This window comes from Streptomyces sp. NPDC014870, assembly GCF_043081505.1.
Taxonomy (GTDB): Bacteria; Actinomycetota; Actinomycetes; order Streptomycetales; family Streptomycetaceae; genus Streptomyces.
The window spans coordinates 263,542-281,669 of record NZ_JBIBWQ010000012.1; the positions used below are offsets into that span (position 1 = coordinate 263,542).

General features: G+C 69.9%; 14 protein-coding genes and 3 tRNA genes. 7 read left to right on the forward strand and 10 right to left on the reverse strand.

Annotation, left to right across the window (positions count from 1 at the left end; all coding sequences use genetic code 11):
- Positions 1-40 precede the first annotated feature (40 nt).
- From ACF09C_RS31305 to ACF09C_RS31315, 3 genes are all read right to left on the reverse strand, one after another.
- Positions 41-1,708, reverse strand: coding sequence for an extracellular solute-binding protein (locus ACF09C_RS31305; protein WP_392096391.1), 1,668 nt, complete (start codon positions 1,706-1,708; stop codon positions 41-43).
- Positions 1,709-1,769: 61 nt separating this feature from the next.
- Entirely contained in the window at positions 1,770-2,672 is a 903-nt protein-coding gene (locus tag ACF09C_RS31310) for a carbohydrate ABC transporter permease (RefSeq protein ID WP_392096392.1), read from the reverse strand.
- The gene (locus ACF09C_RS31315) at positions 2,669-3,526 is read right to left on the reverse strand and encodes an ABC transporter permease (protein ID WP_392096394.1); all 858 of its coding nucleotides are present in this window, start codon (positions 3,524-3,526) and stop codon (positions 2,669-2,671) included. The genes ACF09C_RS31310 and ACF09C_RS31315 overlap by 4 nt, the downstream gene beginning before the upstream one ends.
- A gap of 362 nt (positions 3,527-3,888) precedes the next feature.
- On the opposite strand from ACF09C_RS31315, the gene ACF09C_RS31320 reads away from it, so the two are divergent.
- Together ACF09C_RS31320 and ACF09C_RS31325 are read left to right on the forward strand one after the other, a co-directional pair.
- The gene (locus ACF09C_RS31320) at positions 3,889-4,857 is read left to right on the forward strand and encodes a hydroxyacid dehydrogenase (protein ID WP_392096396.1); all 969 of its coding nucleotides are present in this window, start codon (positions 3,889-3,891) and stop codon (positions 4,855-4,857) included.
- Positions 4,858-4,937: 80 nt separating this feature from the next.
- Positions 4,938-6,521: a beta-N-acetylhexosaminidase gene (locus ACF09C_RS31325; RefSeq protein ID WP_392096398.1), complete on the forward strand. Its 1,584-nt coding sequence runs from the start codon at positions 4,938-4,940 to the stop codon at positions 6,519-6,521.
- 107 nt (positions 6,522-6,628) lie between these two features.
- Here ACF09C_RS31325 and ACF09C_RS31330 read toward each other — a convergent pair whose 3' ends face one another.
- Positions 6,629-7,009: a hypothetical protein gene (locus ACF09C_RS31330; RefSeq protein ID WP_392096400.1), complete on the reverse strand. Its 381-nt coding sequence runs from the start codon at positions 7,007-7,009 to the stop codon at positions 6,629-6,631.
- Between ACF09C_RS31330 and ACF09C_RS31335 the strand changes: the two genes are divergently transcribed.
- On the forward strand, positions 7,010-7,225 hold the full coding sequence (locus tag ACF09C_RS31335; RefSeq protein ID WP_392096402.1) for a UTRA domain-containing protein: 216 nt from the start codon (positions 7,010-7,012) through the stop codon (positions 7,223-7,225).
- A 299-nt stretch (positions 7,226-7,524) separates the two neighbouring features.
- On the opposite strand, the gene ACF09C_RS31340 is transcribed toward ACF09C_RS31335, so the two are convergent.
- The 3 genes from ACF09C_RS31340 to ACF09C_RS31350 form a co-directional block, all read right to left on the reverse strand.
- Positions 7,525-7,601 (reverse strand) — tRNA-Ile (locus tag ACF09C_RS31340).
- Between the two features lie 176 nt (positions 7,602-7,777).
- Positions 7,778-7,850, reverse strand: a tRNA-Asn gene (locus tag ACF09C_RS31345).
- A gap of 5 nt (positions 7,851-7,855) precedes the next feature.
- Positions 7,856-7,928 (reverse strand) — tRNA-Asn (locus tag ACF09C_RS31350).
- 169 nt (positions 7,929-8,097) lie between these two features.
- On the opposite strand from ACF09C_RS31350, the gene ACF09C_RS31355 reads away from it, so the two are divergent.
- The 4 genes from ACF09C_RS31355 to ACF09C_RS31370 all read left to right on the forward strand — a co-directional run bounded on the left by ACF09C_RS31355 (position 8,098) and on the right by ACF09C_RS31370 (position 13,673).
- A complete protein-coding gene (locus ACF09C_RS31355) occupies positions 8,098-8,400 on the forward strand; it encodes a YtxH domain-containing protein (protein ID WP_392096404.1) in 303 nt (100 codons plus the stop codon).
- Between the two features lie 103 nt (positions 8,401-8,503).
- Positions 8,504-9,943, forward strand: coding sequence for an FGGY family carbohydrate kinase (locus ACF09C_RS31360; protein ID WP_392096406.1), 1,440 nt, complete (start codon positions 8,504-8,506; stop codon positions 9,941-9,943).
- Positions 9,944-10,011: 68 nt separating this feature from the next.
- Entirely contained in the window at positions 10,012-11,745 is a 1,734-nt protein-coding gene (locus ACF09C_RS31365; protein WP_392096408.1) for an ABC transporter ATP-binding protein, read from the forward strand.
- The gene (locus ACF09C_RS31370; protein ID WP_392096409.1) at positions 11,745-13,673 is read left to right on the forward strand and encodes an ABC transporter ATP-binding protein; all 1,929 of its coding nucleotides are present in this window, start codon (positions 11,745-11,747) and stop codon (positions 13,671-13,673) included. The genes ACF09C_RS31365 and ACF09C_RS31370 overlap by 1 nt, the downstream gene beginning before the upstream one ends.
- Before the next feature lie 5 nt (positions 13,674-13,678).
- On the opposite strand, the gene ACF09C_RS31375 is transcribed toward ACF09C_RS31370, so the two are convergent.
- The 3 genes from ACF09C_RS31375 to dnaG form a co-directional block, all read right to left on the reverse strand.
- Positions 13,679-14,770, reverse strand: coding sequence for an RNA polymerase sigma factor (locus ACF09C_RS31375; RefSeq protein WP_392096411.1), 1,092 nt, complete (start codon positions 14,768-14,770; stop codon positions 13,679-13,681).
- 188 nt (positions 14,771-14,958) lie between these two features.
- Positions 14,959-15,981 carry a hypothetical protein gene (locus ACF09C_RS31380; RefSeq protein ID WP_392096413.1) on the reverse strand — a complete coding sequence of 341 codons (1,023 nt, stop codon included), beginning with the start codon at positions 15,979-15,981 and terminating at the stop codon, positions 14,959-14,961.
- Between the two features lie 248 nt (positions 15,982-16,229).
- Positions 16,230-18,125 (reverse strand): DNA primase, encoded by a 1,896-nt coding sequence (gene dnaG / locus ACF09C_RS31385; protein ID WP_392096415.1) that lies wholly within the window; start codon positions 18,123-18,125, stop codon positions 16,230-16,232.
- Positions 18,126-18,128 lie beyond the last annotated feature (3 nt).

The following is an 18,128-nucleotide window of genomic DNA, read 5'->3' on the forward strand; positions in this document are numbered from 1 at the left end:
GGCGGGTACGGGGATCCTTCCGTCTCCCGGGGCGGTCGGCTCAGCCCTTGACCGCCGCGTACTCCTTCGAGAACTCGTCGAGCGCCTTGGACCCGCCAGAGGACTGCCACTTCTTGACGACGTCGTCCCAGCTGCTGATCGGCTGCCGACCGGAGACGACCGCCAGGGCACCGTCGGTGATCGTCTGCTTGAGCGCCGTGCCGGAGACGCCATAGGTGTCGGACTTGAGTCCGACGGTCGCGTCCAGGATGAGGTTCGGGGCGACCTTGGACTGCCACTGGTGGATCTTGGTCACCACTTCTGCGGGGAAGCCGGCGTAGTACAGCACACCGGGCGCAGAGGCGATGTAGCCGAGGGCGAGGGAGCCGGGGCCGCCGGGGCCGGTGCCGTCATCGGTGGGTACGGGGGCGCCGCTGCCGTCCCGGGTGAAGTGCTTGCCTTCGATGCCGAAGCCGAAGAGTTCGCGCTCCTTGCTGCCGAACGGGGCCGCGAGGAAGTCCATCACCCGCAGCAGCATCTTGATACGGGCGGCGGGGGCCTTCTTCAGCACCGTGTAGCCGAACAGGCCCGAACCGCCCCAGGTGGTCGGTCGGCCGGCTCCGGCGTACGGCTGGGCGAGTCCGATGTCGAAGGCGCCCTTGACCTGGTTCAGGCCCTGGCCGACGGCTCCGAGGCCGTCCTGGTAGAGGGCCACGCTCTGGTCGTAGAACTTCGGCTTGAGGTCCAGCAGCTGGAGGCTCCCGGCATCCGGGTGGTACCAGCCGGCCTTGGTCAGATCGCGGGCGAAGGCCAGTGCTTCCTTGAACTCCTCGGTGCCGTAGGTCGAGAAGATCCGGCCGTCCTTGACACCGAAATTGTTGGCAGCACCGAAGGAGCCCGCGTGCAAGGGGAGCGCGTACGGGTTCTGCACGCTCGCGCCGAGTCCGTAACGCCGACCCTGCCGGAGGGCCTTGGCGGCGGCGGCGAAGGCGACCTTGTCCCAGCTGCCGTCGTCGGCGCCGACCGCCTTCAGCAGGTCCCGGTTGGCGATCCAGGCGTTGCCGAACTTCGGCCGCTCCACCGGCACGCCGTAGATCCGGCCGGCGATCCGGCCCATTCCCTGCCAGGCGTAGGTGGGGATGTTGGCCAGGTTCGGGTGGTCCTTGACGGCGTCGCCGGAGAGGTATTCGGTGAGGTCGGCGCAGCTGTGCTGGATGAACTGCGTCTCGCGCGGCAGGGTGTAGCCGCCGCCGATGTGGAGTATGTCGGGCATGTCGCCGCCGGCGAGCATGGTGGCGACCTTGGTCGGGTAGTCGGCGTCGGCGATCACCGTGAGCTCCAGATCGACGCCGAGCGCCTTGTTGACCGCCTGCCACAGCTCGTTCCGGTCCTTCTGGGTCGGCGGGGCGCCGTAGGTGATGACCGCGACGCGGACCTTGCTGCCGTCACCGGGCACGCCCCCCTGGTTGGCGGTGGCGAGATTGGACGGATAGGCGGTGTAGCCGGCCTGCACACCCTGGGCGGTGGGGGCGAGCTGCGGCGGGGCGCCGGTGAACGGGACATAGGTGGGCCAGGGGGCGAGCTGCTTGCCGGCATTGCCGACCGAACCCTTGCCACTTCCACCGCTGCCGGAACACGCACTCAGCACGGGGGCGGCGGAGAGGGCGGCGGCGGCCAGGACGGTACCGCGCAGGACGGAGCGTCTGGAGACACCGGTTGCGTGGGACATCGTGTTACCTCTTTGCGGGGTCGGGGTGGGAGAAGAGGTGGATCAGGGTGGATGACGGCGGTCAGCTCTTGATGGCGCCGGTGAGCACGCCCTTCACGAAGAAGCGCTGGAGGAAGGGATAGACGAGGAGGATCGGCACGGTTGCCATGACGACCACGGCCATCTGCACCGTCTGCGGCGCCTGGGTCAGGCCGGCCTCGCTCTGCGTGGGGTCCGCCATGGAGACGCCTTGGATCACGTAGTAGCGAAGGACCTGGGTGAGTGGCCACTTGCCGGAGTCGTCGAGGTAGACCATGGCGGTGAACCAGGAGTTCCAGTACGACACGGCGTAGAAGAGTCCGACGACCGCCAGGACGGCCTTCGACAGCGGCAGCACGACGTGCCTCAGTTGACCCCAGTAGCCGGCGCCGTCCAGGCGGGCGGCTTCGAAGAGCTCCTCGGGGATGCCTTGGAAGAAGCCGCGCATGACCACCAGGTTGAACACGTTCACCAGTACCGGCAGAGCCAGGGCGAGGTAGGAGTTGAACAGCCCTGTCTGCTTGACCATCAGGAAGGCGGGGATGATGCCGGGCGGGAACAGGAAGGTGAAGAGGATCAGCATCAGCAACGGTTTGCCGCCCACCAGCCGGGGCCTGCTCAACGCGAAGGCCAGGAACGTGGTGCAGGCGAGGCTGGCGAGCGAGCCGAAGACGGTCAGGGCGATGCTGACCACCATCGCCCGCGTGACCACTCCACCATGGAGGATCGTGCGGTAAGCCCCCGTCGTCGGGTGCTCAGGCCACAGGACCCACCCTCCGTTGGCCGCTACCTCGCCTGAGCCGGCAAGGCTCGTGGAGACCACGACCAGGAACGGGGTGAGCATCAGCACCAGGACGATGGTCAGGGCGACGCCCTTGGCGGCGGTGGTGAACGGCGAGGGCTTCTCCGCCCATGGCGGACGGCCGCTCGGTTTGACGGTCGTCATCGGTAGACCCCCTGTTCTCCCAGCCGGTGCGCGATCTTGTTGGCGCTGTACACGAGGAGGGCCGCGACCACGCCCTTGAAGAGTCCGGCGGCCGCCGCGTAGCCGTAGTTGCCCGCCACGAGACCCTGGTAGTAGACGAAGGTGTCGATGACTTCACCCGCCTCGGGCCCGACCGCGTCGCGCTGCAGAAGCAGCTGTTCGAAGCCGACATTGAGCACCTCGCCGAGCCGCAGAATCAGCAGCAGGATGACGACCGGCCGGATCGACGGCAGCGTGACGTGCCAGAACCGTCGCCACGGGCCGGCACCGTCGATCGCGGCCGCCTCGTACAGCTGCGCGTCGACCTGCGTGAGTGCCGCGAGGAAGATGATCGTGCCCCAGCCGCAGTCCTTCCAGATGACCTGGACTATGAGCAGGGGTTTGTAGACATCCGGGTTGCCGATGATGTCCACGGCGTGCAGCCCGTTGTCCGTCAGGACGCCGTTGAGCACCCCTGTGCCGCCCAGGAGCTGCTGGAACAGGGCGATCACGACGACCCATGAGATGAAGTGCGGCAGGTAGACCACGCTCTGCACGAAGCGCCGCAGGACGTCCTTGGTCAGGCTGTGCAGCAAGAGGGCCAGTGCGAGCGGGGCGGGGAAGAAGAAGACCAGCTGGAGCAGCGAGATCTCCACGGTGTTCCAGGCCGCACGCCAGAAGTCGGGATCGCCGAAGAGGACGCCGAAGTTGGCCCACCCCACCCAGTCGCTGTCCGCGATGCCCAGGAACGGCACGTAGTCCTTGAACGCGATGACGTTCATGGCCATGGCCCCGTACTGGAAGACGAGGAAGTAGCCCAGCCCCGGCACCAGCATGAGCCACAACGTGCGCTGGTGCCACAGCCGTTGGAGGCGGCGGGAAGTGGCGCGGGGCGGGGGTGGCGGTGGCGGCGGGGCCCCGGAGGGCTCGGCCCCCCTGGCGGCCGAGCTTTCGGCGGTGACCGTCACGGTTACCTCCTCCATAGAAGCTCGAGTGTGGATGTCGGCAGGCCGGAACCTAAAACGGTTTCTATACGTCCGTCAACCACTCTTGCTGTGTTTTTCTCATTGACTGGAGCCCAAGCGCTGCTTACTCTCCGGAAACAGATAGAAACTGTTTCTGAGACTTGTTCCATCACTTCTCTCACTCCTGAGACCCTGGAGGTAGCGTGCCTTCACGGCCCCGTGGCCTACTGGCCATGCGTCCCGGCCTGCTCCCGCTGCTCTTTCCCGAAGACCTGATGGTCCGGCTGAACCGATGCCTCGACCTCGGCTCTCCCGACGCCTTCCACGATCTGCGTGGCCGGCGCGGCCGCTCCGCGCTTGCCCGGGCAGAGGTGCTCGTCACTTCCTGGGGCTGCACCCCGCTGGACGACGAGCTGCTCGACGCCGCCCCCCGCCTCAAGGCCGTCATCCACGCCGCGGGCTCCGTCAAGCACCACCTGAGCGAGGAGGCGTGGCGGCGCGGGATCCTGGTCTCGTCCGCGGCCGACGCGAACATCGAGCCCGTCGTCGACTTCACCATCGCCATGATCACGCTGGCGGGGAAGCGCGCGCTTCCGCTGGCGGCTCGCTACGCACGCGGGCACCTGCCCGCGTTGCGGGACAGTCCCGGCAACGACGGCCGAGTCGTCGGGGTCGTCGGCGCGTCCCGCATCGGACGCGGCGTCATCGCCCGCCTCCGGACGTCCGGCTTCCGGGTGCTGGTCCACGATCCGTACCTGACGCCCGAGGAGGCCCGGCGGCTGGATGCCGAGCCGAGCGACCTGGACACCTTGTGCGCGTGCAGCGACATCGTGTCCCTGCACGCGCCGGACCTGCCCGAGACCAGACATCTCATCGACGCGCGGCGGCTCTCCCTCATGACGGACGGCGCGATCCTGATCAACACCGCACGCGGTTCTCTCGTCGACACCGAGGCTCTCGTCCAGCATTGCGGTTCCGGGCGGATCGACGCCGTCCTCGATGTCACCGACCCCGAACCACTGCCGTCAGGGCATCCCCTCTTCGCCCTGCCCAACGTCGTGATCACCCCGCACCTGGCCGGCGTCCAGGGCAACGAGATCCGCCGCTTCGGTTCGTACGCCACCGCTGAGGTCGAGCGATACACCCACGGGCAGCGGCTGCTTGGCTCCATCGAGGTCACGGCGCTTCCCACTCTGGCCTGAGCGCCTCGGCCCAGGCCCTTCCTCGATTGACCGCGTGCGGGTCGGTGACACCGACCCGAACGCCCCCACCGGAGGATCACGTGAGCTTCATCCCCAAACCGCGCACGGCACGTGCGGCCTCGGCCGAGTTCGTCCTGGACGCCACGACCTGCGTGAACGCCGATCCGGTCCTGGCGCGGCCGGCCCACTGGCTGCGGGAAGCCATCCGCCCGGCCACCGGGTACGAGCTCCCGCCCGGCAAGGACGGCATCCGGATAGCTCTGGCGGAAGAGCTGGGCGCCGAGTCGTACCGGATGTCCGTACGGCCGGACGCCGTGACCATCGAGGCAGGGGGCCCTGCGGGGGCCTTCTACGGCGCGCAGACACTGCGCCAACTGCTTCCGGCGGACATCTACCGCACGGGCCGGATACATGAGGGCCCGTGGCGCATTCCGGCGATGACCGTGGAGGACGCGCCACGATTCCGCTGGCGCGGCGCTCTGATCGACGTGGCGCGGCACTTCATGCCCAAGAACGACCTCCTGCGCTACATCGACCTCCTGGCGATGCACAAACTCAACGTGCTTCATCTGCACCTGACGGACGACCAGGGCTGGCGGATGGAGATCAAGCGCTATCCCAGACTGACCGAGGTCGGCGCCTGGCGTCAGCGCACCATGATCGGCAACCCCCTGGTCACGGCCTGGTACGACGAACGCCCACACGGCGGCTACTACACCCAGGACGACCTGCGGGAGATCGTCGCCTACGCGGCGGACCGCTTCGTCACCGTCGTACCCGAGATCGACCTGCCCGGCCATGTCCAGGCCGCGATCGCCGCGTACCCGGAACTGGGCGTGACCGGACAGCCGGTCGACGTGGGCACGCAGTGGGGCGTACAGGAGAACCTCCTCAACGCCGAGGAGACGACGGTGACGTTCTTCCGACACGTCTTCGACGAGGTGCTGCAGATCTTCCCGTCTCCGTACATCTGTGTCGGAGGAGACGAGGTGGTACCGGAGCAGTGGCGTGCGGACCCCCGCACCCGACAGCGGAGGCGCGAGCTGGGACTGCCGGACGAGAGCGCGCTGCACAGCTGGTACATCAAGCGGTTCGACGATTACCTGACGGCGCGCGGGCGCAGGCTCTACGGCTGGGACGAGATCCTCGAAGGCGGCCTGGCGAAGGGCGCCACGGTTGCCAGCTGGCGGGGGACAGAAGCCGCCGTCACCGCAGCCCGGATGGGCCACGAGGTGGTGACCTGCCCTCAGGACAGCGTCTACCTGGACCACCGGCAGGACGACACCGCCGAGGACCCGTCGGCGATCGGATCGCCGACCACCGTCGCCGACGTGTACGGCTTCGATCCCGTGCCCCGGGAACTGACCGGGGATGACACCTCGTACGTCATCGGCGCGCAGTGCGCGCTGTGGACCGAACACATCGACTCGGTGCGCAATCTCGACTACCAGGCCTTCCCGCGCCTCTCGGCGTTCGCCGAGACCGTATGGAGCGGCCCCGAACGGGACTTCGCGGACTTCTCCGCCCGTCTGGCGCACCACCTGCGCCGGCTGGACGCCCTCGGCGTCGAGTACCGCCCGGCCGACGGACCACGGCCTTGGCAGCGCCGCCCTGACCGCCGAGCGGGGAAGGGAGGCCCGCCCGCTCCCACCAAGACCCACTGAGCCGCTCTTCGCCAGGGCCGTCAAGGACGGATACCCGGACGGCCACTGGCACGGGCCGGCGACGGACGCGACACCGTCGATGCCACGAAACCGGGACGCGCGGGGCGTCAGTTGCGCTTTCGGGTGTTGCGGGCCATGCGGTGCCAGGTGTGACGCCGTCCGCGGATCGCCACGGAGTAGTCGTAGAGGAACTCCGGGTCCATGGCCCCGCCCACGTAGGCGTCGCCGATGTGGTGCGCGTCGACGCCGACCTCCATGGCGTTCAGGGCAAGTTGGGGCACGACGGTGCGATGGGAGCCCTCTTGGCTGGTCCCGATGGTGCCCATCGCGATCGCGCCGGCGCCGTGGATCTCCCGTACGGCAACCGCGGCGATCTCCCGCGTCACGCCGGGCACGGTCCCCGGCAACGGTACGAGGACGCCGTCGGCGCCCGCCTCGGCAACGCGCCGCATTCCGGCCGCGTCCAGTGGCTCCGTTCGGCCCGCCATGTGCTGACTGGCGCCGGTCACGCTCCCGTACGCGCCGACTACACCGCCCGCGCCGACCTGGCGGCCCCGGAAGAGGCCACGCTCCTCGACCTGGCTCCGCCCGCGCCCGTGCTACGTGCGACCCGTGTGTCGTACGACGCCGCCGACATCCCGTGCGCCAAGAGCCACGAGACATACCGCACCGACCGCTACGAACTCCGACTCTCCCTCACCTGAGACGGGATTCAGCCCGTACGTCAGTCCTCCACAGCCCGCCGGAAGGAGCGATCCCGAGAGCCGGGGAGGGCGCAGGAACTCGGCATGATGTGCGGCGTGTCACACACGGGAGCCGTGGGATCTCCGTGGGATCATCGAGGTGGCTCCGCACCTCCACGTCCCACCGAAACCGCAGGTCAAGAAGGTTCGAGCCCGGCGAGGCAGGCCAGGGACATCCGTTTCGCCACACCAATGCGAGGCGATCGCCACACGCGGAAACACCCCTTCAGGGGCGTTTCCGCAGGTCAGAACGTTTTTCTTGGTGGGGCGGGTGGGACTCGAACCCACGGCCGACGGATTATGAGTCCGCTGCTCTAACCGGCTGAGCTACCGCCCCTCACCGCGTGGCGCGTACATGTGTGCGCGCCGTCTGCCGCAGCATAGCCGCTCATACGATCTCCTGCTCCGGATGGTCGGCCTCCGCTGCGCGCTGCTCGACCATGAGGACCGCGCAGCGTGGCGCATGGTTCCCGGGCATACGAAAAAGGACCCCTGAGGGTCCTTTTTCTCTTGCTCCCCCGGCTGGACTCGAACCAGCAACCCTCCGGTTAACAGCCGAATGCTCTGCCAATTGAGCTACAGGGGATCGCGCTCCCCCGACTGGACTCGAACCAGTAACCTGCCGGTTAACAGCCGGCTGCTCTGCCAATTGAGCTACAGGGGATTGCTGCGGTTGCACCGAACGGATCCACCTCGGGTGTTCCCGGGCGGCGCGCGCTCGCTGCGACACATACATTAGCGCAAGCAGGGGGGTGCTCCGCCAATCGGTATGCCGTGGGCGCTCGTGGGCACCAGTGAGGCAACAGCGAAGCTCAAGGGAAGGTGGTGCCGCCGTGCGGTACAAGCTGACGTTCGTCGTGGGACTGGCCCTCGGTTACGTCATCGGGACGCGGGCCGGGCGCGAGCGCTACGAGCAGATGAAGAAGTCGGCCAGGGAGTTCTCGCAGAACCCGGCCGTGCGCAACGCCGCCGAGTCCGCGGCGCAGACCGGGCGGCAGTTCGCCGGCAAGGCCTACCACGCCGTGAGCGACAAGGTCGGCGACAAGCTGCCCGCCTCGGTGACCGACCGGATCCACTCGCTGCGGCACCACAACGGTCAGGTGACCGAGGACGAGTGGGGTGTGAGCAACACCTGAGCCGTCCCGCGCGGGCACCACGTGAGCCCCGCGCGTCCGAAAACGGCACCCCTACCCCGCGGGCGCTCCCCTTACTCCCCCGCGTGCGGCAGAATCTCCTCCCATGGGGATAGTCGCCGGCTTGGACAGCTCAGCCGAGTTCACACGCATCGTCGTCTGCGACGCGGACACGGGTGCCGTACTGCGTCAGGGGTACGCCCCGCACCCGGGTGAGCCCAAGGCCACCGATGTCGACCCGCAGGCCTGGCTGCTCTCGCTCGGCGAGGCGGCCGGCGGCGGGCTGCTCGAAGGCGTGCAGGCCATCGGGGTCTCCGCCCAGCAGCACGGGCTCGTCCCCCTCGACGCGCAGGGCGGGCTCGTCCGGCCCGCCCTGGTCGGCAACGACAAGCGCGCGCAGGTGGCCGCCGCGGATCTGGTCGAGGCGTTCGGGGGCCGGCAGGCCTGGGCCGAGGCCGTCGGCTCCGTGCCGCAGTCCGGGCAGCCGGTGGCCAAGCTCCGCTGGCTGGCCCGCTCCGAGCCCGAGCACGCCCAGCGGGTCGCGATGCTCCTCCAGCCGCACGACTGGCTGGTCTGGCAGCTCCTCGGCCGCCCCGTGCGCCGCACCACCGACCGCGGCGCCGCCTCCGCCACCGGCTACTGGTCCGCCGGGACCGGCGCGTACCGGCCCGACCTCGTCGAGCTGGCCCTCGGCCACCAGGCCGTCCTCCCCGAGGTGCTCGGCCCCGCCGAGGCCGCCGGGACCACGCCCGAGGGCCTGCTGATCTCCGCCGGTACCGGCGAGACCATGGCCGCCGCCCTCGGACTCGGGCTCGGCATCGGGGACGCCGTCGTCTCCCTCGGCGCCTCCGGTTCGGTGATGGCCGTGCACCACGAGGCGCTCGCCGACCCGCAGGGCCTGATCACCTCGTTCGCCGACGCGGCCGGGATGCACCTGCCCGTCGTCCACACCTCGAACGCGGTACGGGCGCTGCGCGGCACCGCCGAGATGCTCGGCGCGGAGAGCCTGGAGGAGCTGTCGGCGCTGGCGCTGAAGTCGACGCCCGGTGCCTCGGGGCTCGTGCTGCTCCCCTATCTGGAGGGCGAGCGCACCCCTCAGCTGCCGCACACCGCGGGCACGCTCAGCGGGCTGCGCCGCGAGTCGATGAAGCCCGAGCACCTGGCCCGGGCCGCGTTCGAGGGCATGCTGTGCGCGCTCACCGACGCCATGGACGTGCTGCGCGGGCGTGGGGTCGAGGTGCGCCGGGTGTTCCTGCTGGGTGCGGCGGCCGGGCTGCCGGCCGTCCAGGCCATCGCCCCGGCGATCTTCGGGGCGCAGGTCGTCGTCCCGCAGCCCGCCGACTACGCGGCGCTCGGCGCGGCCCGGCAGGCCGCCTGGGCGCTCGGGGTCGCGCAGGGCACGCTGTCGCCGGCCGCTCCGCCGGCCTGGCAGGGCGCCGCCGCGCAGATCTTCGAACCGGGTGAGGAGCTGGCCGTCGGGCAGGCGGTCCGGCAGCAGTACGTGGCGACGCGGGAGCAGATCCACCCGGGTGCGTTCGGCTCGTAGCGGAGTCTCTTCAAGACTCGACAAAACCGGCTCGTAACGTCGTGGGGGCGCGGGCGATAGTAGGACCCGTGCTCCTACGACTTCTCCGAACCCACCTTCGACCGTACAAGAAGCCCATCGGCCTGCTGGTCCTGCTGCAGTTCCTGCAGACCTGCGCGTCCCTCTACCTGCCGACCCTCAACGCGGACATCATCGACAACGGTGTCGTGGACGGGGACACCGGCTACATCCTGCGCTTCGGCGCGCTGATGATCGCCGTCTCGGTGATCCAGGTCGTCTGCAACGTCGGCGCCGTCTACTACGGGGCGCGGACCGCCTCCGCGCTCGGCCGGGACGTCCGCGCCGCGGTCTTCGACCGGGTGCAGTCGTTCTCCGCCCGGGAGGTCGGGCACTTCGGCGCGCCGTCGCTGATCACCCGTACCACCAATGACGTCCAGCAGGTCCAGATGCTGGTCCTGATGGCGTTCACGCTGATGGTCTCGGCGCCGATCATGTGTGTCGGCGGCATCGTCATGGCGCTCAGCCTCGACGTGCCGCTGTCGGCGGTGCTGATCGCGGTCGTGCCGGTGCTCGGCATCGCGGTCTCGTTGATCGTGCGGAGGATGCGCCCGCTGTTCCGGACGATGCAGGAGCGGCTCGACACGGTGAACCGGGTGCTGCGGGAGCAGATCACCGGCAACCGGGTGATCCGGGCCTTCGTGAAGGACGACTACGAGCGGGACCGGTTCAAGGTCTCCAACACCGAGCTGACCGACGTCTCGATGGCGACGGGCCGGCTGATGGCGCTGATGTTCCCCACCGTGATGACGGTCGTGAACGTGTCCAGCGTCGCGGTGGTCTGGTTCGGAGCGCACCGCATCGACAGCGGCGGGATGGAGATCGGCGCGCTGACCGCCTTCCTCGCCTATCTGATGCAGATCGTGATGTCCGTGATGATGGCCACCTTCATGTTCATGATGGTGCCACGCGCCGAGGTGTGCGCCGAGCGCATCGAGGAGGTCCTCGGTACGGAGAGCAGCGTCGTGCCGCCGGCCGAGCCGGTGCGCGAGCTGGGGCGGCGCGGCCACCTGGAGGTCAGGAGCGCGGACTTCCGCTATCCGGGCGCCGAGGAGTCGGTCCTGCGGGACGTGGAGCTGGTGGCGCGGCCGGGCGAGACGACGGCGATCATCGGTTCGACCGGCAGCGGCAAGTCGACGCTGCTCGGCCTGGTGCCCCGGCTGTTCGACGTGACCGGCGGCGAGGTGCTCGTCGACGGTGTGGACGTGCGGAAGCTGGCGCCCGAGCTGATGGCGCGGACGGTGGGGCTGGTGCCGCAGAAGCCGTACCTCTTCTCCGGGACGGTCGCGACGAACCTGCGGTACGGCAGGCCCGACGCGAGTGACGAGGAGCTGTGGCACGCGCTGGAGGTCGCGCAGGCGGCGGAGTTCGTGAAGAAGCTGGAGAACGGGCTGAACGCGCCGATCGCGCAGGGCGGCACCAATGTCTCCGGTGGTCAGCGGCAGCGGCTCGCGATCGCCCGGACGCTGGTGCAACGGCCGGAGATCTATCTCTTCGACGACTCCTTCTCGGCGCTCGACTACGAGACCGACGCGCTGCTGCGGGAGGCGCTGAAGACGGAGATGGCGGACTCGACCGTCGTGATCGTCGCCCAGCGGGTGTCGACCATCCGGGACGCCGACCGCATCGTGGTCCTCGACGAGGGCCGGGTCGTGGGCACCGGACGCCATCACGAGCTGATGGCCGGCAATGAGACGTACCGGGAGATCGTGCTCTCCCAGCTGACCGAGGCGGAGGCAGCCTGATGGCCGGTCCTGGCGGACGGATGATGGCCGGTGGCGGCCCCAACGAACGGTCGATGGACTTCAAGGGCTCGGGCAAGCGGCTGCTGAAGCAGCTGGCGCCCGAGCGGGGCCCGCTGTGGCTGATGCTGGTCGCCTGCGTCCTTGGCGTGGCGGGCTCGGTGTTCGGCCCGCTGATCCTCGGCAAGGCGACCGACCTGGTCTTCGCGGGCGTGGTCGGGCGGCAGATGCCCGACGGCACGACGAAGGCGCAGGCGATCGAGGCCCTGCGGGCCAAGGGCGACAACGGGATGGCGGACATGCTGTCCGGGGTGGACTTCACCCCGGGGCAGGGCATCGACTTCACGGCCGTCGGCAAGGTCCTGCTCCTGGTCCTGGCGATCTACGTGGCGGCCGGTCTGCTCATGCTGGTGGCGACCCGGATGTCGATCAGGGTGATCAACCGGACCGTCTACCGGATGCGCGAGGAGGTGCAGGCCAAGCTGGCGCGGCTGCCGCTGTCGTACTTCGACCGGGCCAAGCGCGGTGAGGTGCTGAGCCGGGCCACGAACGACCTCGACAACATCTCGCAGACGCTCCAGCAGTCGATGGGCCAGCTGATCAACTCGCTGCTGACCATCGTCGGCGTCCTGGGGATGATGTTCTGGATCTCCCCGCTCCTCGCGCTGGTCGCGCTGGTGACCGTGCCGGTGTCGGTGGTCGTGGCGACGAGGATCGGCAAGCGCTCGCAGCCGCACTTCGTGCAGCAGTGGAAGTCCACGGGCGCCCTCAACGCGCACGTGGAGGAGATGTACAGCGGGCACGGGCTCGTGAAGGTCTTCGGGCGGCAGGACGAGTCGGCCGCCGACTTCCGCGAGCAGAACGAGGCGCTGTACGAGGCCGGTTTCAAGGCCCAGTTCAACAGCGGCGTGATGCAGCCGGTGATGGTCTTCCTCTCGAACATCAACTACGTGCTCGTCGCCGTCGTGGGCGGTCTGCGGGTGGCGAGCGGCACGCTGTCGATCGGTGACGTGCAGGCGTTCATCCAGTACTCCCGCCAGTTCTCGATGCCGCTGACGCAGGTCGCGTCGATGGCGAACCTGGTGCAGTCGGGTGTGGCGTCCGCCGAGCGGATCTTCGAGCTCCTCGACGCCGAGGAGCAGGAGCCGGACGCGCCGCGCAGCGAGCGGCCGTCGGAGTCGCTGGGCAAGGTCGCCCTGGAGGAGGTGGCGTTCCGCTACGAGCCGGACAAGCCGCTCATCGAGGACCTGTCCCTGACGGTGGAGCCGGGGCAGACGGTCGCGATCGTCGGCCCGACGGGCGCGGGCAAGACGACGCTGGTGAACCTGCTGATGCGGTTCTACGACGTGACCTCGGGCCGGATCACCCTGGACGGGACCGACATCGCGGCGATGTCCCGGGACGAGCTGCGGGCCGGGATCGGCATGGTCCTGCAGGACACCTGGCTCTTCGGCGGGACGATCGCCGAGAACATCGCGTACGGGGCGGGCGGGGAGGTCTCGCGGGAGCGGATCGAGCAGGCGGCGCGGGCCGCCCACGCCGACCGTTTCATCCGCACCCTCCCCGACGGCTACGACACCGTCATCGACGACGAGGGCGGGAACGTCAGCGCCGGCGAGAAGCAGCTGATCACCATCGCGCGGGCGTTCCTGTCCGACCCGGTGATCCTGGTCCTGGACGAGGCGACCAGCTCGGTCGACACCCGTACCGAGGTGCTCATCCAGAAGGCGATGGCGCGCCTCGCGCACGGCCGCACCTCATTCGTGATCGCGCACCGGCTCTCCACCATCAGGGACGCGGACGTGATCCTGGTGATGGAGAACGGCTCGATCGTCGAACAGGGCACGCACGACGAGCTGTTGGCGTCGGGCGGCGCGTACGCGCGGCTGTACGCGGCCCAGTTCGCGCGGGCGGTCGCGGAGGTCGACTAGGGGCCCTAGTCGAGGTAGCCGCGTAGCTGGTCCGCGAAGGCGTGGTCCCGCAGCTTGTTGAGGGTCTTCGACTCGATCTGGCGGATGCGTTCGCGCGTCACGCCGAAGAGCCGGCCGATCTCCTCCAGGGTGCGGGGCCTGCCGTCGTCGAGACCGTAGCGGAGCTGGACCACCTTGCGTTCGCGCTCGCCGAGGGTGGAGAGGACGGCCTCCAGGTGCTCGCGCAGCAGCAGGAACGCGGCCGACTCCACGGGGCTGGCCGCGTCGCCGTCCTCGATGAGGTCGCCGAGGGCGACGTCGTCCTCCTCGCCGACGGGGGCGTGCAGGGAGACGGGTTCCTGGGCGAGGCGGAGCACTTCACCGACCCGCTCGGGGGCCAGGTCGAGTTGGGCGGCGACCTCTTCGGGGGTGGGTTCGTAGCCGCGTTCCTGGAGCATCCGGCGCTGGACGCGGATGACCCGGTTGATGAGTTCGACGACGTGGACGGGGACGCGGATGGTCCGGGCCTGGTCGGCGAGGGCCCGGGACATCGCCTGGCGGATCCACCAGGTCGCGTACGTGGAGAACTTGTAGCCGCGCGCGTAGTCGAACTTCTCGACGGCTCTGATCAGGCCGAGATTCCCCTCCTGGACCAGATCGAGCATGGTCAGGCCGCGTCCGACGTACCGCTTGGCGACGGAGACGACGAGCCGCAGGTTGGCCTCGATGAGCCGGCGCTTGGCCATCCGGCCGAGGACGACGAGCCGGTCCAGGTCGTGGGCGAGCTGCGAGTCCAGGTCGGGGGTGCCCGCGAGCTTCGCCTCGGCGAAGAGCCCGGCCTCGACCCGGCGGGCCAGCTCGACCTCGTCGGCGGCGGTGAGCAGCGGGATGCGGCCTATCTCGCGGAGGTACTGGCGGAACAGGTCCGACGAGGGCCCGTTCCCGCCGAGGTCGGAGACGCGGCGCGGGACCGGCTCCGGGTCCGGCGTGTCGTCCACGAACTCCGTGGGCTCGGGCGGATCGGCTCCCTCGGCCTGCTCCGCGGAGGCCGGCGCCTCCGGGTGGTGGGTGGCCGGGCGCTGCCCGGGCACGACGTCGGACAGGGTCTGGGTCTGCACGGGGGCGACCTCCAGGGTGATCGCTGCCGGTGCTCCGGGGGCTCAGGCACCGCTTCCCAGTGTGGGGTACGACACATCGCCGCCACGAGGGGCGTGCGGTGACTTTTTGAGTTCGGGAGGTGACCGAACGTCAGAAGTGCTCTGGGGGCGGTTTCTTGGGGTCGGTGCGTGGAGCGGCGCCGACCGTTTCACCTGTCCCTGACGGGCTCCTCGCGGGGCTGGTCGTCGGGCTCCAGGATGTACAGGTCCCAGGCGTCGGGGTCGCCGACGAGCACGTACAGCTTCGGGTGCTCGGGGGTCCCGAACACCTCCCAGGGGCCCAGGCTCCCCGCGCAGGCATCGACGGAGACCTCCACGGTCTGGGACCACGCCCCGTCGCCCGGGTCGTGGACCCAGGTGCCGGCACCGGCACAGGGCTGCCCCGTGTCGTCGCGGTCGTCGTCGAAGCCGAAGGTCCTGACCCCGTCGGCCGTGACCTTGCCGTCCGCCGTGAAGGTGATCCTGCCGCCGTTGCCGTCGGACCACGTCCCGGCGAGCCGTTCCGCGGTCAGCCGCGGAGGCTCGTACCCGATCCCGGCGTACAGGGCGACACCGGCGAGCGCGCCGGTGACGACCACGCCGAGCGTCCCGTACAGCGCCACCCAACCGAACATCGCGACGCCGGACACCCGCGGGCGGTCCGGCAGCACCAGCCTGCGGACGACCAGTGCCGGGACGCCGAGCGCCGCGGCGCCGACGAACCACCCGATGAGGCCCGACTCGACGTTCTCCGGGAACCCGGCGGGCACCATCGACGCGAAGACGAGCCCCGGCAGGGTGCCACCGACGGCCGCCAGGAGGAGGGCCCACCACCAGGCGTCACGCCCCGAGATCTTGCGGCCGAGCCATCCGGCGACGGCCACGAGCGGTATCACCACGCCGGCCGACAGCAGGGCGGCGCCGACCGCCCCGGCCGCCACTGCGATCAGTCCCATGAGGAACAGGAAGAGGATGTTGAACAGGTTGTAGCCGAGGGCCGGGACCTCCTGGGTCTCCATCCACACGTAGAAGACGATCGCCCCGATGACGGCCTCGACGAACAGCACCGAGAACGACGCCGTGAACGCCGCGCCGAACCGGTCGCTCACCCGGACCCGCGTCTGCGCCGGGGCCGCGACCTGTGCCTGCCACGGGGCACCCGCCCGCACCTGATCCAGCATTTCTGAACGCATTCGAATCCCCTCCGCCGCGCATCATCCTCCATGCGGTGCGGAGCCGCGCCCCTGGGGTCCGGACGAAAGGCCTAGGGAGTGTCCGGAAAGTATGGCCGTCCGCCCGGCAGGGCGGGGCTCGCGTCGTCCGGTGCGTGCGATCGCAAGGCGCCGGGATGCCCTCGTAGCGGAGCTACGTGGGCATGTCGGCAACGCCGCGAGCGTGCGTGCCGGGCGTCGCGAGCCAGGCCAGACTTTCCGGACACGCCCTAGAGGGCCGCGGCGCCGTTGGTGCGGAGTGACTGGCCGTACTGGGTGAGGACCCACAACTCGTTCTGTACGGCGGCCACTTGGGCCGGGTCGCCGTGCGGGCCGAGGCGGGCGAGGGTGCCCTGGACGTCGCGGAGGCGGCGGTCGACGGCACGCAGCCGGACCTGGACGAGCTGGGCGCCCGCGTAGATCTCGTCGACGACCTTGGCGAAGAGCGTCTCGACGGCGAGTTCGGTGACGAGCGCGCGCACGGTGTCGTCGGGGGCGGCCTCGCGGACCGCGGACAGGTAGTCGGCGGGCGCTCCGGTGGCGCCGCCCGCGTCCTGGACGCACTGGCGGACGGCCGCGTAGGGCGGGGCGGTGAACTCGTCGACGCCGTACGCGTCGAACGCAGGGGAGACCAGCTCGGGGCGCTGCAGGGCGAGCTTGAGCAGCTCGCGCTCGGTGCGGTGCGCGGGGCTGCGCAGGTTGAGCGCGGGGCCCGCGGGCGCGGCCGGGGGCGCCTGGGTGTTCTGGTAGCCGCGCTGCGGGGCCGCCGGTGCGGGCGCGCCCCGGCCGCCGCGGTCGCGCTGCCAGCGGGCGATCTGGGCGACGCGCTTGACCACGAACGGGGTGTCGAGGATGCCGAGCATGCCCGCGAGCTGGACGGCGACCTCGTGCTGGGAGGCGATGTTCTTGATCCGGGCGACGACCGGCGCGGCCTCGTCGAGCGCGGCGGCCCGGCCGGCCGGGGTCTCCAGGTCGTAGCGGGCGACGATCTGGCGGAGCGCGAACTCGAAGAGCGGGGTGCGCGGCTCGACCAGCTCGGCGACGGCCTGGTCGCCCTTGGCGAGCCGCAGCTCGCAGGGGTCCATGCCGTCGGGAGCGATGGCGATGTAGGTCTCGGCGGCGAACTTCTGGTCGTCCTCGAAGGCGCGCAGGGCGGCCTTCTGGCCGGCCGCGTCGCCGTCGAAGGTGAAGATCACCCGGGCCGAGCCGTTGTCCATCAGGAGCCGGCGGAGGATCTTGATGTGGTCGCCGCCGAAGGCGGTGCCGCAGGTGGCGATGGCGGTGGTGACGCCCGCGAGGTGGCAGGCCATGACGTCGGTGTAGCCCTCGACGACGACGGCCCGGCTGACCTTGGCGATGTCCTTCTTCGCCAGGTCGATGCCGTAGAGCACCTGGGACTTCTTGTAGATCGGCGTCTCGGGCGTGTTCAGGTACTTCGGCCCGTTGTCGTCGTCGCGGAGCTTGCGCGCGCCGAAGCCGACGACATCGCCGCCCACGTCCCTGATCGGCCACATGAGCCGGCCGCGGAAGCGGTCGATGGGGCCGCGGCGGCCGTCCTGGGAGAGCCCGGAGAGGATCAGCTCCTTGTCGGAGAAGCCCTTGCCGCGCAGGAAGCGGGTGAGGTGGTCCCAGCCGGCCGGGGAGTAGCCGACGCCGAAGTGCGCCGCGGCGGCCTGGTCGAAGCCGCGCTCGGCGAGGAACTTCCGGCCGATCTCGGCCTCGGGCGAGTCGAGTTGGTCGACGTAGAACTGGGCGGCGACCTTGTGCGCCTCGACCAGCCGGATGCGCTCGCCGCGCTGGTGGCCGGGGTTGTAGCCGCCCTCCTCGTAGCGCAGGGTGATGCCCGCCTTCGCGGCGAGGCGCTCGACCGTCTCCGAGAAGGAGAGGTGGTCGATCTTCATCACGAAGGCGATCGTGTCGCCGCCCTCCTGGCAGCCGAAGCAGTGGAACAGGCCCTTGCTCGGGCTGACCTGGAAGGAGGGGGACTTCTCGTCGTGGAAGGGGCACAGGCCCTTGAGGTTGCCGCCGCCGGCGTTGCGGAGCTGGAGGTACTCGGACACGACGGCGTCGATCGGGACCGCGTCCCGTACCGCCTTCACGTCGTCATCGTTGATCCTGCCTGCCACGCG